The organism is Actinosynnema sp. CA-299493, from assembly GCF_050946825.1.
In the GTDB taxonomy this organism is placed as follows: Bacteria; Actinomycetota; Actinomycetes; order Mycobacteriales; family Pseudonocardiaceae; genus Actinosynnema.
The window spans coordinates 3,945,854-3,961,949 of sequence record NZ_CP191993.1; the positions used below are offsets into that span (position 1 = coordinate 3,945,854).

Genomic DNA, 16,096 nt, shown 5'->3' on the forward strand with positions numbered 1-16,096 from the left:
GGCGCGCCGGCGGGGTCGGATCCCGCTGAGGTCCACCCCGAGAGGCCAACTCCAACCCTGACCATTAGTGGTCAGACGGAGTTGGCCTTCTTGGTTTTCCGGGCCAGGTTCGCCCGTGCGCCGCTGGTCAAGAGCGGACACCTGACGGCCAGAGCTATCGTCAAGACCTGTGGATGAAGTTCTTTAGGCGGCTTCCTCGTCGGGTCGTTCGACCAGGACGTCGTTGACGAAGGTGGCGCCGGCTCGGACGAGTGCGACGAGGTGTGGTGCGTTGACCGCCCGCCAGCGGGACTGGGCCGACTCGATCAGTGTGAACGCCATCGCCAGGCCGGCGGCTCGCGAGCCCGGCCCCTTGGTGACCTTGGTGCGATGCCGCACGGTGGCGAAGGTGGACTCGATCGGGTTGGTGGTGCGCAGGTGGATCCAGTGCTCGGCCGGGTGGTCGTAGAAGGCCGGCAGCTCGTTGAGGTCGTCGGTGATCTTGGCGACCGCCTTGGGGAACTTCGCGCCGGGTTGCGCGGACTTCGGTAGCGCCGCGAGCGTGTTGCCGATCTTGTGAAACCAGCATCTCCGTGTGCTGGTGGCGGGGAAGACCTCGGGCAGCGCGCCCCAGAACCCGAGCGCGCCGTCGCCGACGGCGAGGACCGGGGCGGTCATGCCGCGTCGGGCGCAGTCGCGCAGCAGATCGGCCCACGACTCGGTGGACTCACGGTAGCCGTCGGCCAGGGCGACGAGTTCCTTGCGGCCGTCGGCGCGCACGCCGATCATGACGAGCAGGCAGAGCCGGTGTTCCTCCAGTCGGATGTTGACGTGGACACCGTCCGCCCACAGGTAAACGTAGTCCACATCGGACAGATCGCGCTCGGCGAAGGCGCACTGCTCGGTCTTCCACCGCTCGGTCAGCTTCGTGACCACCGGCGCGGACAAGCCCTTGGTCGAGCCGAGGAACTGGCCCAGGGCGGGCACGAAGTCCCCCGAGGACAGGCCGTGCGGGTACAGCAGCGGCAGCACCTCGGTCTCCTCGGCACCACCCGCCGCGCGGCCCTGCCGCGCGGCGTTCAGCCCTGCTGAGCCGCCCCTCCCTCACTGAGCCACACCACATGCACCCGCGAGACCCCCGCCGATCGCGAGGAGATCTCGAACAGCGTCCGGGCGCTCTCCGCACTCTGGGAGTGCAGTTGGAAGTCTCCTTCCACGGAGTTGACGTCAGCTCGGTCCTCGTAGGCCAGGCCGTAGCCCGCAACGCGGGCGTCCTGGCCCTCCCCGAACTCCTCCACCAAGGCGAACAGCCCGGGTGCTTCGGCCAACGCCAGCTCCCGCATCAGGCCGGTGAACTCTTCCTTCGTCCACGGCGGTGCAGGCATGGTCGGTGCGGTCTGCTCAGCCAGCTCGGTCACGCGCTCTTCCTCTTCTCGTAGGTCTGGATCAGGTCGGCCAGCGCGTCACCGGGCCAGAGGACATTGCCTGCCTGTTCGGGGGTGACCAGCCAGATGACCGGCGTGGTCTCCAGGGCGCTCGGCGGCAAGGGCATCGGCATCCCGGCCTCCATCACCCGCGCCTCGTGGCTCAGCAGCACCGAGGGCAGCGGCGGCCGGACGAGGAAGTAGGCGATGGGCATGTTCGGGAAGGACAGCACCGGCGTCGGGAATGCGGCGAACCACGGGTCGTCCGCCAAGGCCATGACCAGCGACTCGCCCACCGCGAACGCCCCTAGTTCCGGACCGGTCACGGTGAAGACGTTGGCTGCGTGCAGCCCAGGCGTCGACCACCACGCGCGTACCACGTTGGCGTCAGTCGTCGCTTCCGCGATCGGCCGCAGGCAGGGACTGGTGACGGGCAGCTCGTCCACCGGGCTGGCGAAGTGACCGTCATGCCAGATGGCTCCGGGTAGGACGGGCCAACCCAGCTCGGCGTAGCTCAGAGCGGCCTGCAAGGTCGTGGACGGTTCGGTGTCCGGTGTGCTGGTCGGCACTGCCTTGCCTTTCTGTTGGGGGTCTGTTGTTGGAGCGGAGGCGGGCACGACCTCGAACAGGTCGTCACACTGCATGGGGGGCGAGGGCGACAAGGGCGCCACCGATGAACGCCGAGCAATGCTTGAAATCTGTGGATCTGAAGGGAAGGGGCGTACCTTCCCGATGATCTGCTGATGATCCTCAAGCAAGGCCGACGTTGGCGCGTCGGTCGGGAAGGCACGCCCATGCTCACCGTAGTCCCTGGCGATGAACCGAACGACGAGGGCACGGCGACGGTGGCGGGTTCGTCGTCGTTGATCGACGAGATCGTGCGGGAGGGTGCCCGGCGGATGCTGGCCAAGGCACTGCAAGCGGAGGTGGACGCCTACATCGCCCGGTTCCGCGAGGAGCTCGACGGGCATGGCCACCGGCTGGTGGTGCGTAACGGCTATCACCAGCCGAGGGAGGTGCTGACCAGCGCGGGCGCGGTGGAGGTGACCGTGCCGCGGGTCAACGACAAGCGCACCGACCCGGACACCGGCGAACGGAAGAGATTCTCTTCGGCGATCCTGCCGCCGTGGGCGCGTAAGACCCCGAAGATCACCGAGGTGTTGCCGCTGCTGTACCTGCACGGCCTGTCGTCCGGGGACTTCGTGCCCGCGCTCGGGCAGTTCCTGGGCAGTAGCAAGGGCCTGTCCGGACCGGTGGTCACGAAGCTGACCGAGCAGTGGAGGACCGATCAACGCGCGTTCGCCGGGCGCAGTCTGTCCGATGTGGACTTCGTGTATCTGTGGGCGGACGGGATCCACGTCAACATCCGCCTGGAGGAACACAGACTCTGCCTGCTGGTGATGATCGGGGTTCGCGCCGACGGCCGCAAGGAGCTCGTCGCCCTGGCCGACGGCTACCGCGAATCGACCGAGTCGTGGGCGGATCTGCTGCGCGACTGCGCGCGCCGCGGGATGCGCGCCCCGGTGCTGGCGGTCGGCGACGGGGCGCTCGGGTTCTGGGGCGCGTTACGCGAGGTCTTCCCCGCCACCCGCGAGCAGCGCTGCTGGTTCCACAAGATCGGCAACGTGCTGTCCGCGTTGCCGAAATCGGCGCATCCCGGGGCGAAGAAGGCCCTGGCGGAGATATGGAACGCCGAGGACAAACGGCATGCCCTGGACGCGGTCACCGCGTTTCAGGCCACCTACGGCGCGAAGTTCCCCAAGGCCGCCACGAAGATCACCGACGACGTCGAGGAGCTGCTGGCGTTCTACGATTACCCGGCCGAGCACTGGATCCACCTGCGCACCACGAACCCGATCGAGTCCACCTTCGCCACCGTGCGCCACCGCACCAAGGTCACCAAGGGCCCCGGCTCACGCGCCGCCGGCCTCGCGATGGCGTTCAAACTGATCGAGTCGGCCCAGGTCCGCTGGCGAGCGGTCAACGCCCCGCACCTGGTCGCTCTCGTCCGCGCCGGCGCCCGCTTCGAGAACGGCAAACTCGTCGAACGACCCGACGAACAAGCACCACCCACCGCAGCCTGAAAGATCTTCATCCACAGGTCTTGACTATTGCTCATGAACGCCGGACCGGGCTGGAGTTCACCGCTCACTACCCGCGCCACCGTGGAGCGGTTGACGTCCATCGCCTTGGCCGGCCCGTAGTCCGAGCGAAAGCCCGCGAGCCGCGCGGCACGGGTGAACATGTCGGTACGCAGCCGGATGGTGTACGGCATCCCCAGCGCCCTGTCCTATGTGGACGGCTTGGCGTAGGTAGGCGGCATAGTTGCGGCTCCCTTGTAGCGTGGGGTGTTGTCGGGTGGCCCCAAGCGCCAGGCGGTGCGGGGGACCACCGGGGCTTGCCTGGCGCTGGGACCGAGATCAAGAGTGGAATCCCGACGGGGCGACAGACAGCGCCGCTACAAGGCCCAGGTATCGCCCAAATGGGGCCAGCCTGATGCAGCGCTACGCTTGACCAGGCAGAACCCGCCCCGCGGAATGCGGTAGCCAACGCCAGGAGGTCACCCGATGGCAGTACGGCGAAGCGGCTTTGTCCGTGCCCGGAAGGCTGCCGGCTTCACCCAGGAGTCGTTCGCGGAGGTCATGCACGTCGACCGCTCCACGGTGGCCCGCTGGGAGCAGGGCACGCGTGAGCCGCTGCCGTACCAGCGTTCGAAGCTGGCCAGGTTGCTGAAGATCACGATGAATGATCTGGACGAGCTGCTGCATCCAGAGGTGGGAAGCGTTGCGGCGACGCAACATGCGAGCCCACCCGCAGTCGTGTTGCCCGCCCCACGGGTGGTCCATGCCGAGCTACTGACGCAGTACGAGGCCTTGACGAGCGCCTACCGCCAGATCGACTACCAGGCCGGCTCGGCAGCGGTGTACGAGCAGACCGTCTCTCAGCTCAACCGCCTGATGGGCATGGCTGACAACGTGCCGTCATCCCACTACCAGCGGTTCGCCCTGGTGCTCGGTGACACAGCTCAGCTCGCCGCCTGGTTGGCCATCGACCACCAGGACTACGGCGCAGCACGGCGCTACACGTCACTGGCCTTGTCCAGCGCGCAGGAGGGCGAAGACGCCCAGCTCCACGCCTACGTGCTGGGGATCATGAGCTACATCCACCTGCACGCGGGTCGAGGGCCGGACGCGTTGCGCCTGCTGCTGGCCGCGCTGCACCTGGCGGAGAACCCGCGCTTCGGCATCAGCCAAGCCGTCCACTCCTGGCTGTCGGAAGCCATCGGGGAGGCGTACGCCCTGGTGGGCGACCACCGGGCAGGAGCGGCTGCGCTGGCCAAGGCTGAGCGGTTGTTCGACGGCGTCGACAGGAGGGACGTACCAGCGTGGCTCGGCTTCTACAACGGTGCTGAGCACATCATGCGGTTGAAGGGCCGTTGCCTCGTGCGGCTCGGAGATGGTGCTGCTGCGGTGACCGCGCTGGAGGAAGCCGTCCAGGCGTTGCCTGTGCACTACGTCAGGGAGCGCTCCGGCACGCTCATCGACTTGGCCATCGCCCGCCTGATGCGGTCGCGCACCGGCCAGACCTCAGCGGTCGAACCCGAGGCTGCCGCCACCGCTGCCCTCGCAGCCTGGGAGCTACAGAGGTTGAATGATCAGGGTTAGCTTGCGGCGTGTCCGGCTGACTCGGGCGCGGGGATGCGGTAGGCCGTAGGGATGCGCTATCCCGATGGTGGTGGACTGACGGCCGAGGGACGTGCCCGGCGTGAAGCCGTGCGGTTGCGGGCGGCGGAGCTGTTCGCGCAGGACGTGTCGGTGTCGGAGATCGCCCGACGGCTGCGGGTGTCGCACAACGCGGTGTATGTGTGGCGGCGGCGCTGGCTGGCCGAAGGCGATGGCGGACTGGTGTCGAAGGGTCCTTCGGGCGCGGACTGCAGGCTCTCGCCGACGCAGGTGGATCGGCTGGCCGCGGCGTTGGAGGAAGGTCCCGCCGCGCACGGCTACATCGAGGACCAGCGGTGGACCCTGGCGCGGGTCGCGGACCTGATCGGCCAGCTGTTCCGGGTCCGCTACACCCTGCGTGGGGTGTCGATGCTGTTGCACCGCATGGGGTTCAGTCCGCAGATGCCCACGCACAGGCTGGTCGAACGCGACGAGGAGGCCGTCACGACGTGGCGACGGGAGGCGTGGCGTCAGGCAAAAGGTTAGCGGCCGAGCGTGGGGCGTGGATCTGCTTCGAGGACGAGGCGGGTCACACGCTACGGCCGCCGAAGGCCCGGACCTGGGCGCCACGCGGACAGACCCCGACAATCCCGGTCTCGGGCAAAGGATCCGGCCGCATCTCGGTCGCCGGACTGTTCTGCGTCCGCCCCGCGGAACCCGAACAACGCCCACACTTATTATACCGCCTCAAGATCCACCGCGCCCGCAAGGGCGAACGCCGCAGCTTCGCCGAGACCGACTACATCGCCCTGCTCGACGCCGCACACCAGTACCTCAAGGCCGAGATCGTGGTCATCTGGGACAACCTCAACACCCACATCAGCACCGCAATGCGAGACCTGGCCGCCAAACGGGACTGGCTGCACATCATCCAACTTCCCGCCTACGCACCCGACCTCAACCCCACCGAAGGCATCTGGTCCCACGTCAAACGAAGCCTCGGCAACCTCGCCGTCACCAACGTGGACCACCTGGTCGACATCGTGCGCAACCGACTCAAACGCATCCAGTACCGACCCGAACTCCTGACCGGCTTCCTCACCCAGACCGGCCTCACCCTCGACCCGGAACCACCCTAATCCTGACCATTCAATCTCTGTAGCCGTCCAGACCGGTTCCGGCCGCAACCAACGCCGGGTACGCGAGCTGCTGCCCCAGCTCCAGCCCTACCGGCGGCGAGTTCAGGCGGTGGGAGCATCTGCTTCGAGGAGTTCGGTGAATACCTCGCTGGGTTTTCTCCAGTCGTGGATCTTACGGGGTCGGTCGTTGATCTCGGCGGCGATGGCGGCGAGGTAGCGGGGGTCGGTGGGGATGTCGACGCCCTTGGGCAGGAACTCGCGGACAATGCGGTTGAGGTTCTCGTTGCTGCCGCGTTCCCACGGTGAGTGGGGGTGGGCGAAGAAGACCGGCAGTCCGGTGGCTGTCACCTGCTTGTGCAGAGCCATCTCGGAGCCGCAGTCCCAGGTCAGGGAGCGTTTGATGGAGGTCGGGAGGTCGCCGACGGCGGCGAAGATCGCGTCGGTGACGGTGAGTGAGTCGCGTCCGCGCAGCGGGACCAGGACCAGGAAGCGGCTGGTGCGCTCCACCAACGTGGCCACCGCACTTTTACCGCCCTTGCCGATCACCAGTCGGGTAGCGGGGACGCATTACTGCGTCCCCGCCCCCTCAGAACCGTGCAAGCAGCTTTCACCGCACACGGCTCAAGCAAGCCCCAAAGGCTCGCCGGCAGGCAACAGTGCTGGACTTGTCATCGCGGCGGTTCATTCCGTCGTTGACAATGGGCGTGGAGGAGGTGGATTCGTTGATCGCCCGGCGCACTCTCGTCTGGAAGCGCGATGTACTGCTTGGAGATCGCCTTCCGGATGACCACCCGCCATGTTTCCCATTCTCGTGGGCTTCGCGGCGGGTGGTCGGCGTACAGCAGGAGACCTCCGCAGGCTGGGCAACGACCGTGTTGCGCCTGTATGAGGCGCATGGTCATGGCGTCGACCGGCAGAGGTGTTCCCTTGCGGCGCCGCTGAGCCCAGTATGATTCCAGGGCGGGGTCGTCCGGGGACGCCCTTCCCTTGACCAACCGGTGCCGGACTATCTTCGTCCAGGAGAACTTGAGGAGGTAGGCGCCGCTGTCGCGGTCACCGAACACCCACCTGTCCTTCCTGGTCCTGTTGAACCGGCCGAAGTACTTGTCGGATACCCAGTGCTTCGACTTGTTCGGGTGGCTGTGCTTGGCCCACTTGTAAGCGAGCTTCCACATGTGGTTGTCCAGCGCCGTGAAGATCTCGCTGGACACCACTGTCCTGTAATAGGCCGACCAGCCGCGTACGATCGGGTTGATCTTCTTGAGCACCGCACCGGCGTTGGCCCCACGCAGGGCCAGCATCTCGGCGCTGAGCCGTTCCCGGATTCGTCGCCGGGCCGCCCTGCTCGGCTTGATCAGCAGTTTGCCGTGATAGCGGCGGACGTTGAACCCCAGGAAGTCGAACCCGCTCTCCGCGTGGACGATGCGCGTCTTGTCCTCGTGGAAGGCGAGTCCTCTGGGTGTCAGCCATGCCGCCAGTCGTTCCTTGACCTGTTCGGCCTGTTCGCGACTGGTGCACATCGCGACAAAATCATCCGAGTACCGGACCAGCACGGGGCTGCCGCTTTGCGCACTTCCGGCGTCCCTGCCGGTGGTGTAGTAGCGGACGCCCGCGGCCTCCTCCATTCCGTGCAGGGCCACGTTGAAAAGCAACGGGCTGATCACCCCACCCTGCGGAACTCCTTCCTCGGTCGGGGCGAACCGACCGCGATCCACGATCCCGGCCTTGAGCCACTGTCGGACCAGTCCCCGGGCGGGGAAGGTGCCGAGTGCGGCCATGAGCCGGGCATGGCCGATGCGGTCGAACGCCGCCGTCAGGTCCGCGTCGAGCACCCACGCACGCTGCGGATTCTTCCCGTTGAGCGTGGAGTAGACGGCTCCGATCGCGTCGTGACAGCCACGGCCGGGCCGAAAACCGTACGACTTCGGCTCGAACCGCGCTTCCCATTCGGGCTCCAATGCCCCCAATGCCACGGCTTGCAGGCACCGGTCGACAATGACGGGAATCCCGAGCCCGCGCTTCTTCGTGGTCCCCGACTTGGGGATGAACACCCGCTTGACGGGCTTGGGAATCCACGGTCGGGCCCGGTGCTGGACCCAGTCGGCCAGTGCGGCCTTGTCCTGGGACATCAGCACGACCTTCCCGTCGACTCCCGCCGTCGCGCGTCCAGCATTGATCTCCGTGACCCGTCGCACGCCCAGAAGCGTGTTCGAGCGGGATCGGAGCATCAGTTTCTGTAGATTTCGGACCTTCTTCAGGTCCCCTGCCTGCGATGCCGCGAAGATTCTCTGCCGCAGACGCCGTACGTCTTCCTCGACCCGCCGCCAGTCGATCGACGGCCAGTCCAAGTCCTCGCCCTCGGGTCCGTTCACCGGCGCAGAAACAGCCGAGACGACCGAGGCCGCTCCGCCCGTGATCCACACAGCGTCCAACTTGTCCCTCGGTTCCGTCGTCCTGTCCAGTGTTTCCCCACAGGCTCACCCGGCCCACGTCAGCACCCTTTCGGGTCCGGGCAGCGCACCCGTATCCGGACGGTTATCCGGGGCCACCGGCGGAGAATCCGGTCAAAGCGCCCAAGTTTCCCGTTTCCTTTCGGCTTCCGGCATTGGCTTGTTGGGCCGTCCTGTTCCCGCTGGAGAGTTGAGCCTTCCTTGCGGTCGACCGACCGGGCCACGAAGGCCTGGACCTCAACGGGTTTTCCACGTTCCACACGAGTGAGATACGACCGGGGTGGGTGCTCCCTTTACCCCGAGGCGGCGGTGTCCACCTGGCCGGAGAGACCTCTGCCAGCCAGCGCCTGCCGCTTCTCAACGGCCAGCCATGCACCCCACTAACACATTCCATCGGCGGGGCTTGGGATCACGAGGCATCATCGGGAGTTCACTTGCGTTCACCCGTCCGGTCTTCCCCTTGCCGGTAACTCCCGGATGGAACAGGAGTCCTTGGGCTTTCCCCCGAGCTTCGCACCACGCCGTTACCGGAATCGCACGTCGAGGGCGGGGACGGGTCATACGGACACGGACCCGTGACTGCACCTACGGCCTCATCAACCGCCTCTCCAATCGGTCAGTCCACTCACATTCGTGCGACTTCGTGTCGCACGGTCCCCTTCCCAGTGGCCGGGCACGGCCCGGTCGTCGGCCTCGGCGGGGCGTTCGTCCAGGTAACGGGGCTCGCGAATGCGTGGCGCCGGTGCCGGACGCGGCCCGCGGCGGGCCGTGCGGCCGGTCCGCAACGCGATCAGCTCCCGGTTCAGGGTGGCTACAGGTTGGGCGTAGACCCACTGGTAGACGGCCTCGTGGCTCACCCGCACAGCGTCCTCGCCGTCCTCGCCCCGTGCCAACCGGCCCGCGATCGACGCCGGTGACCAACCCGCCCGCAACAGCCCCGCCACCCGCGCCCGCAGCACCGGATTGCGGTCCACCGCCAGAGACTTCGGCCTCGACCGGGCGGTTTCCGCAGCCCGGTCGGCCACCACCGCCCGGTACCCGTCGCGACCGCCGTGCCGGGCCACGTCCCTCGACACGACCGAGGCGTCACGACCGATCCGAACCGCGATCTCCTTGTATTCCAACGACTCGGCCAGTCCACGGGAGATCTCCTCCCGATCGGCCAACGTCAACATCCGGCGCACGGCGGGCGATCCTTCCCCACCGAACTCCAAGATCACATGCTACGACCGTTTGAACCTGCCGGCAGCTCGGCGCTGTACGGACCCTGCTGGAGGCGGCCCCGTAGCATCGGCCCCGTGCCGACTGGAAGTGAAGACCGCACCGGAAGCGCCAGGTGATGAACCGCAGGAACTGGCTGCTGCTCGGGACGCTGTCCGTCTTGTGGGGTGCGGCCTACCTGGTTATCGCAGTTGCCTTGCGCAGCTTTCCGCCGGTGGTAGTGGTGTTCGGGCGAGTCTTCCTCGCTGCGCTGTTCTTGGTACCACTGGCCATCCGGCGCGACGTCTTGAGACCGCTCTTGAAACACCCGCGGTGGGTGCTGGTGACCGTCCTTGTGCAGTCCACTGCACCTTTGCTGCTTCTTACCTACGGGCAGCAATGGCTATCCGCTGGTCTCACGGGAGTACTCATTGGAGCGCAGCCGCTGTTCGTTGCGGCACTCGCTACCTGGTTTGCACCTGACGAGAAGCCGGAGGGCGCCAGAGGAATCCTCGGGCTGGTTATGGGCTTTGCTGGTATCGGGCTGTTGTTCGGGGTAGACATCGGCGGCAGTTCGCACCTGCTGCTTGGTGGTGTACTGATCACCGCGGCTGCCTTGTGTTATGCTATCGGTTCCATTCTGATCCACCGCAAACTGGGCTTTGCTCAGCCGCTTGGCGTCGCTACTTCGGCCATGCTGGTGAGCGGCGTGGCAACCGCCATTCCGGCCGTACTGCTGCTGCCTGATCAGGTGCCACCGTTCGTCAGTGTGGCAGCCCTGGTGGCGCTTGGCGTGGTGTTCACGGCTCTCACGCTCACCGTCTTCTACGGCCTGATTGCACGAGCCGGCCCGAGTAAGGCAACCCTGGCGTTCTATCTATCGCCGGGTGTAACAGTGGTGCTCGGCTGGCTGCTGCTTGATGAGCAGGTGCAGTGGTCGACGGTCGTGGGGTTGGCGGCGATTATTGCGGGTTCGGTGCTGGCGGCGGGCAGGGCAGAGGTCAGTAGTTAGTAACCAATCCACCGCAGCCGCACTTCTGCGGTGCGCTGTCCGAATTTATCAAAGTAATAGTACAGGTGGTAATCGCCGTTACTCTGCTCGGTCAGCATTGACGTGTAGGTGATAGGTTCGCTGTCAGGTGTGACGGAGACGATAAAGGTCGGTTCCGGCTCGTCGGGTACACAAACGCCGATGAAGAGCCGTTCGGGCTGGCCAGGACTGACCTGTAAATGATAATTGTTTTGATAGGGTGACTTGTGGTGCCGAACTGCTGCATGGTCTCGTGCCTCGTTTATGGTTGCTAGAAGCCCCACGAGAACCCGAGCAGTCCACCGAAAGCTGGGCGCATCTACCCCATGACCAAGGCGATGCCCGCTTCTGAAGAGTTGCCGCGGGGGTGTCCCTATGTCGTTGTCAAGCCGCGACTGGGCCGGGGAGGGCTTCGGGGTGCCGGTAGTGGGTCTTGTTTCGGAGCATGGCGAACAGGACGTCGCAGCGTCGTCGGGCCAGGCAGATCAGGGCGGCGTTGTGTTTCTTCCCCTGGTTGCGTTTGCGCTGGTAGTAGGCTCTGCTGGTCGGGTCGGACAAGGCCGCGAACGCTGCGAGGAAGAACGCCCGTTTGAGTTTGCGGTTGCCGGTGCGGGCCGGATGCTCGCCTTTGATGGAGGAGCCGGAGCTGCGGGTGACCGGGGCGATGCCGGCGTAGGCGGCCAGGTGCCGGAGGTTTGAATCCGGTGGCGTCGCCGATCTCCAGCAGGATGCGGGCTGCGGTCCTGACCCAGATGCCGGGCATCGAGGTCAGGACCTCGGCAAGAGGGTGCGCATCGAGTATCCCTTCGACCTCGCCGGCGACCTGTTTGCGTTGCTGGAGAACGCTTTCAGGCTGTCGGCAAGGCGGGGTAGCACAGTGTCCGCTGCCGTCGTGCCCGGGACGACAACGGTCTGCTCCTCCAGCGCTGCCAGGATCGCCGCGACCAGTCGTCGCCCACTCTCGGTGCGTGTGCGGTGGCGATCGAGGTGAGCTTGCGGCGCCCGGCCTTGGCGATGCCGGTCGGGCCGCCGCAGCGGGACAGGATCTCCAGCACCGCCGGGTGGGCGACGCGGGGGCCGATGGCGCGTTCGAGTGCGGGGTGGACGCCGGTGAGCAGGCCGCGGATGCGGTTCGCAATCCGGGTCGCTTCGCCGGCCAGGTCGTCGTCGAACCCGACCAGCACGTCCGGTTCGGCCAGGGCGTCGTCGCCGACGTCGACCGGCCGCAGGGTGTGCGGCAGGCTGCGGGCCGCGTCGGCGATGACGAACGCGTCCCGGGCGTCGGTCTTCGCGCGTCCCGGGCAGAGGTCGGCGATACGGCGCATGGCCAGGCCGGGCAGGTATGCCACCGTGTGGCCGGCCGCCCGTGCGACCGCGACCGGCAGCGCGCCGATCGTCGCGGGCTGGTCGACCACCACCAACAGCGGTCCGTGCGCGGCGAGTTTGTCGAACAGGGTCCGCAGCCTCGGTTCGCTGTTGGGCAGGGGTGCGTCGTGCAGCCGTTTCCCGGCGGGGTCCAGGCCCACGGCGTGGTGCTCGCCCTTGCCCACGTCCAGGCCGAGGAACACCCCGAAAGTGCTGGTCATCGGTCGTGCCGTTCGTCCGTCGCGGTGGTCGCGGGGTGGGCATCGTCGGCCGGCACCCACGTTACGACGAGACCTGCCCGGCGGGCGGCCGTGTCCCTGTCAGCGGTCCGGCGATGCCACCGGGTCCGGTGACACCACCCCCCGGATCATGCCTTCGACTGGGGACGTAAGTCATGCCGGACCCGGCGACCACAACTCCTCGGTCAGGAGCTACGAAAAGGTAACGGGGGGTGGGCGGCCTGGTGCGCGTCGTGCAGGTCGCGCACGGGCGCGCCGTGCCGCCCGGTTCCACCGAGGCGGTCGAGGACCGGCGGCGCGTGCACGTCGAGGTGGTCCGGTCCGCCTCCGGGTGACGGGCGGACCCGTGCGTTCGGGAAGCGGTCCCTGCCCCAACGCGCCGGGGGGCGGACGGCGACCTTGTGGGCGCGAGGACCAGGCGGTGGAGTGGACGGTGCCGGACCGCCGACAGGGCGCCGCGCGCGACAGGGAGACACGACGTGGAAGACGACTCGGACGTCGAGAACTGGTTCCTCATGATGGACCCGACGTGGGAGCCGGAGAGCGAGGACGAGGCGCCGCCGCTGGAAGCGGTGGTGGGGCTGTGGCCCGTCCTCCCCGACGGCGGCGTGGGTCCGTTCCGGGCAAACCCCTCCTACGTCCCGTCCGATCCGGACTCGCCCGCCGACCCGCTCGACGCGGTGCTGCGGATGCTCATCCGCGGCGAGGCGGAGGCCGAGCAACTCCAGCTGATGCTGCGCGACTCGCTGTTCGACATCGCCATGAACGGCGACGAGCGCCCGCTGATCCTCCGCTCGCCCGACGACGTGCCGTGCGTGGTCATCGCCACCGCCGAGGTGCACCGCCGCCGGGTCAGCTCCCCGGAGTGGCGGCGCATCGACCTGACCGAGCTGGTGACCCTGCTCGCCGACGACGTCGACGTGCTGTTCAACCCCGGCGGGCCCGCGTCGGCGCGGCTGATCGGCGACTTCATGCGCCGCGCCCTCACCCTGCCCGAGGAGCAGGTGAACGCCGCCTACGAGCGGTTCCGCGAAGGCCGCACGCTGGAGGTGCTGCCGTGGGACGTGCCCCCGGCCCCCTCCGGCGCAGTCGGTGCCGCTCCCGCGGCGGCGACCGTCATCGACCCGCCCGACCTGCCCGTGGCCTCATCCGAAGCCCCGGCCACCCCCGGCGCGGTCCCGTCGGCCGGCTGAGCCGTCGCGACCACCGCACACCGGAGCACGCGTCGCCGGGCGTCCCACCCCTCGTCACCGCGACGCGACACCCCGACGGCCAAGGAGGGCTAATGCCGCACGGGGTAGGCACGGGCGCCGCATGAAGGTGTTCGGGCGCAAACTCCTCCTCGGGAGGGCACTGCCGGGTCTCACGCGCAGGTCGCCGCGATCGCTGCGGCGCGGTGCCGTCGTGGTGGAGCGGGTGGGCGTGGCGTGCGTCATCCGCACCGCCGGCGACGACACCGGGCTGCGGGCACTGGCGCACCTGCTCCCCGCCGTCCCCGCGCCCCTCGTCGTCGACACCGCGACGCCCGCCGTGCTCGACCGGCTGGCCCGGGTCGTGGGCTCTGCCGCCCGGCGCGGCGGGCGCACCCTGCGCGTAGTGGCGCCCGCCGGGTTCCCCGACCTCGACCTGGCCTGGTGGCAGCGCTTGGCCGAGCGGACGGGGGTGGAGCTCCTGGTGCCCTCGGGACCGGTCGCGGTGGCGGGCGGGACGCTGTTCGCGCGGGGTGCCCGCGAGGACTCGACGGGCACCTGGTGGCGCTTCGCACCCCGCCGGCCGGCCGAGTCCCTCGGACCCCGCCACCCGCCGCCGCGCTGGCAGGTGACCGCACCGGGCGCCCCGCCCCGCGCGCACGGCCTGCTGGTCACCGAGCACGTGCCCGGAGGTGTCGTGCTCAGACCGCCGACCTCCGCGTCCGACCCGAGCTGGGCGAGCGTGCCACCCGACCCGGACCACCTCGTGGTCGTCGCGGGCGTGCCCGGCGGCCCTCGCGTGCGGGCCGCGGACGTCGCCGCCTGCCTGGGCGCGCTGCCCGAGGCGGCACGCGCCGCCGTGAAGCTGGGTTGCGCGGACGGTCAGGACGTGGTCGAGCTGGGCTTGCTCGTCGCCGGGTTCCTGGGCGTCGGCGTCACCGTGGTCGACGGTGTGCCCCACGTGCGCGACGGCGAGGTCCGGTTCGTCTTCCGCGACACCGTCGGCGCACCCACCTGGACCCCCTACCTCCAAGAGGTCCACTGCCCGGCCGGTGGCACCGCCGTGGTGCCGGTCCGGTGGCGCACGCCGTCCCCACGCCTCGTCCCGCACCTGCCCGGTGTCTTCCGCGTGGACGACCACTGGTTGGTGCTGGTGATGCGCAGCGGCCTGTGGGTCCGCTCGGCGCACCGCCCGCCGCAACCGGTGCCCGCCGGTCGTGCCGTCGACCCGTCGGTGCTGACGATCGCGGTGGGCGACCCCGGCGAACCGCTGCCGGGCACCGTGTGGCCGGTCGTGCGCGACCTGCTCGACGACCTCGAACCCCCCTCGCGCGACCGTGCCCGGCTGTCGGTCCTCGGGGTCCCGGACCGCGGTGGTCGCCGGGTGGCCGAAGCCCTGGCGGGCAGCAGGCGCGTCGGTCTGCGCCTGCACGCGCGGGACGGGGCGCCGCGCCGCTGATCCGTCGGCCCGACCTCCGACGCCCTGCTCGAACGGGCGGGCGCGCTGCCCGACCGGGCACACCGGTCTGGATCGATCTTGTCGCGTGCGCGCCGGGTGCCCGACCGTGGGGGAATGGGAGTGTTCCCGCTCACGTCGCGCCGCGCCGCGACCGCCTTCGCCGCCGCGTCCGCCCTCGTCCTCGCCGCCGCGTGCGGCACGACCGACGACACGGTGGAGGACAAGGCGGATGACGGCCTCACCATCGGCATCCGCTTCGACCAACCCGGCATGGGGCACCGCCGGGCCGACGGCAGGTACGTGGGCTTCGACGTGGACGTCGCCCGGTACGTCGCCGCCGGGTTCGGCGTGGAGGAAGAGGACATCACCTGGCGCGAGGCCCGTCCCGCGGACCGGGAGTCGCTGATCGAGGACGGCTCGGTCGACCTCGTCGTCGCCGCCTACTCCATCACCGACGAGCGCCGGGAGCGCGTCGCGTTCGCGGGCCCCTACTTCGAGACCGGGCAGAGCCTCCTGGTGCGGTTCACCGAGACCGCCGTCACCGGTCCGGAAGCGCTCGACGACCGGGGGCTGTGCTCGGTGACCGGCTCGACGTCGGCGCAGCGCGTCAAGGAGAACTTCGCGCGGGCCGCGCGACTGGTCGAGTACAACGACTACTCCGACTGCGTCATCGCGCTGCTGGCGGGCAAGGTCGACGCCGTCACCACCGACGAGGCCATCCTCGCCGGGTACGTCGCGGCGAACCCGGAACTGCTCAAGGTCGTCGGAGAGCCGTTCACCACCGAGCGCTACGGCGTGGGCCTGGCCAAGCACGACGGCGCGGGCCGGGCCGCCGTCGACGCGCTGATCGGGGAGATGGTCCGCTCCGGGGAGTGGCGCGCCGCGTGGGAGCGCAACCTCGGGGCCTCCGGATTGGACCTCCCCGAGGCTCCGCCGGTGACCGGTGGATAGCGCTCAAG

General features: G+C 68.6%; 12 protein-coding genes and 4 pseudogenes. 9 read left to right on the forward strand and 7 right to left on the reverse strand.

All coding sequences use genetic code 11. The features are described from left to right. Positions 1 to 183 precede the first annotated feature (183 nt). From ACQPYE_RS17210 to ACQPYE_RS17220, 3 genes and pseudogenes are all read right to left on the reverse strand, one after another. Positions 184 to 1,017 (reverse strand): annotated as a pseudogene (locus tag ACQPYE_RS17210) (transposase); the annotation flags it as partial. A 41-nt stretch (positions 1,018 to 1,058) separates the two neighbouring features. Beyond that, positions 1,059 to 1,397: a hypothetical protein gene (locus ACQPYE_RS17215; RefSeq protein ID WP_498722334.1), complete on the reverse strand. Its 339-nt coding sequence runs from the start codon at positions 1,395 to 1,397 to the stop codon at positions 1,059 to 1,061. Next, positions 1,394 to 2,161, reverse strand: a complete 768-nt coding sequence (locus tag ACQPYE_RS17220; RefSeq protein ID WP_498722335.1) for a bifunctional DNA primase/polymerase — start codon at positions 2,159 to 2,161, stop codon at positions 1,394 to 1,396. The genes ACQPYE_RS17215 and ACQPYE_RS17220 overlap by 4 nt, the downstream gene beginning before the upstream one ends. 36 nt (positions 2,162 to 2,197) lie before the next feature. Here ACQPYE_RS17220 and ACQPYE_RS17225 point away from each other — a divergent pair, with 36 nt between their 5' ends. The 4 genes from ACQPYE_RS17225 to ACQPYE_RS17240 all read left to right on the forward strand — a co-directional run bounded on the left by ACQPYE_RS17225 (position 2,198) and on the right by ACQPYE_RS17240 (position 6,204). Beyond that, positions 2,198 to 3,487, forward strand: coding sequence for an IS256 family transposase (locus ACQPYE_RS17225; RefSeq protein ID WP_498722336.1), 1,290 nt, complete (start codon positions 2,198 to 2,200; stop codon positions 3,485 to 3,487). A 483-nt stretch (positions 3,488 to 3,970) separates the two neighbouring features. Then, positions 3,971 to 5,068, forward strand: coding sequence for a helix-turn-helix domain-containing protein (locus ACQPYE_RS17230; protein WP_498722338.1), 1,098 nt, complete (start codon positions 3,971 to 3,973; stop codon positions 5,066 to 5,068). Positions 5,069 to 5,119: 51 nt separating this feature from the next. Continuing rightward, positions 5,120 to 5,611 (forward strand): winged helix-turn-helix domain-containing protein, encoded by a 492-nt coding sequence (locus ACQPYE_RS17235; RefSeq protein WP_498722340.1) that lies wholly within the window; start codon positions 5,120 to 5,122, stop codon positions 5,609 to 5,611. Next, on the forward strand, positions 5,575 to 6,204 hold the full coding sequence (locus ACQPYE_RS17240; protein ID WP_498722341.1) for a transposase: 630 nt from the start codon (positions 5,575 to 5,577) through the stop codon (positions 6,202 to 6,204). The genes ACQPYE_RS17235 and ACQPYE_RS17240 overlap by 37 nt, the downstream gene beginning before the upstream one ends. A gap of 102 nt (positions 6,205 to 6,306) precedes the next feature. Here the strand turns inward: ACQPYE_RS17240 and ACQPYE_RS17245 are convergent. From ACQPYE_RS17245 to ACQPYE_RS17255, 3 genes and pseudogenes are all read right to left on the reverse strand, one after another. Then, positions 6,307 to 6,753, reverse strand: a pseudogene (locus ACQPYE_RS17245) (IS30 family transposase); the annotation flags it as partial. A 119-nt stretch (positions 6,754 to 6,872) separates the two neighbouring features. Beyond that, positions 6,873 to 8,627, reverse strand: a complete 1,755-nt coding sequence (gene ltrA / locus ACQPYE_RS17250) for a group II intron reverse transcriptase/maturase (RefSeq protein WP_498714643.1) — start codon at positions 8,625 to 8,627, stop codon at positions 6,873 to 6,875. Positions 8,628 to 9,307: 680 nt separating this feature from the next. Then, a pseudogene (locus tag ACQPYE_RS17255) lies at positions 9,308 to 9,829 on the reverse strand (IS30 family transposase); the annotation flags it as partial. A gap of 164 nt (positions 9,830 to 9,993) precedes the next feature. On the opposite strand from ACQPYE_RS17255, the gene ACQPYE_RS17260 reads away from it, so the two are divergent. Beyond that, on the forward strand, positions 9,994 to 10,866 hold the full coding sequence (locus tag ACQPYE_RS17260) for a DMT family transporter (protein ID WP_498722342.1): 873 nt from the start codon (positions 9,994 to 9,996) through the stop codon (positions 10,864 to 10,866). A 402-nt stretch (positions 10,867 to 11,268) separates the two neighbouring features. Here ACQPYE_RS17260 and ACQPYE_RS17265 read toward each other — a convergent pair. After that, positions 11,269 to 12,470: pseudogene (locus ACQPYE_RS17265) on the reverse strand (IS110 family RNA-guided transposase). A 230-nt stretch (positions 12,471 to 12,700) separates the two neighbouring features. Between ACQPYE_RS17265 and ACQPYE_RS17270 the strand changes: the two are divergent. From ACQPYE_RS17270 to ACQPYE_RS17285, 4 genes are all read left to right on the forward strand, one after another. Continuing rightward, the gene (locus tag ACQPYE_RS17270) at positions 12,701 to 12,823 is read left to right on the forward strand and encodes a hypothetical protein (protein ID WP_498722344.1); all 123 of its coding nucleotides are present in this window, start codon (positions 12,701 to 12,703) and stop codon (positions 12,821 to 12,823) included. A 144-nt stretch (positions 12,824 to 12,967) separates the two neighbouring features. Beyond that, a complete protein-coding gene (locus ACQPYE_RS17275; RefSeq protein ID WP_498722345.1) occupies positions 12,968 to 13,681 on the forward strand; it encodes a type VII secretion system-associated protein in 714 nt (237 codons plus the stop codon). 211 nt (positions 13,682 to 13,892) lie between these two features. Further along, positions 13,893 to 15,137, forward strand: a complete 1,245-nt coding sequence (locus tag ACQPYE_RS17280) for a hypothetical protein (RefSeq protein WP_498722347.1) — start codon at positions 13,893 to 13,895, stop codon at positions 15,135 to 15,137. Positions 15,138 to 15,251: 114 nt separating this feature from the next. Next, positions 15,252 to 16,088, forward strand: a complete 837-nt coding sequence (locus ACQPYE_RS17285) for a glutamate ABC transporter substrate-binding protein (protein ID WP_498722349.1) — start codon at positions 15,252 to 15,254, stop codon at positions 16,086 to 16,088. Positions 16,089 to 16,096 lie beyond the last annotated feature (8 nt).

Bases quoted from the DNA above. Each gene is read 5' to 3' on its own strand.
- ACQPYE_RS17260 (WP_498722342.1), top strand. From the start codon at position 9,994: ATGAACCGCAGGAACTGGCTGCTGCTCGGGACGCTGTCCGTCTTGTGG.
- ACQPYE_RS17225 (WP_498722336.1), top strand. From the start codon at position 2,198: ATGCTCACCGTAGTCCCTGGCGATGAACCGAACGACGAGGGCACGGCG.
- ACQPYE_RS17235 (WP_498722340.1), top strand. From the start codon at position 5,120: ATGCGCTATCCCGATGGTGGTGGACTGACGGCCGAGGGACGTGCCCGG.
- ACQPYE_RS17285 (WP_498722349.1), top strand. From the start codon at position 15,252: ATGGGAGTGTTCCCGCTCACGTCGCGCCGCGCCGCGACCGCCTTCGCC.
- ACQPYE_RS17230 (WP_498722338.1), top strand. From the start codon at position 3,971: ATGGCAGTACGGCGAAGCGGCTTTGTCCGTGCCCGGAAGGCTGCCGGC.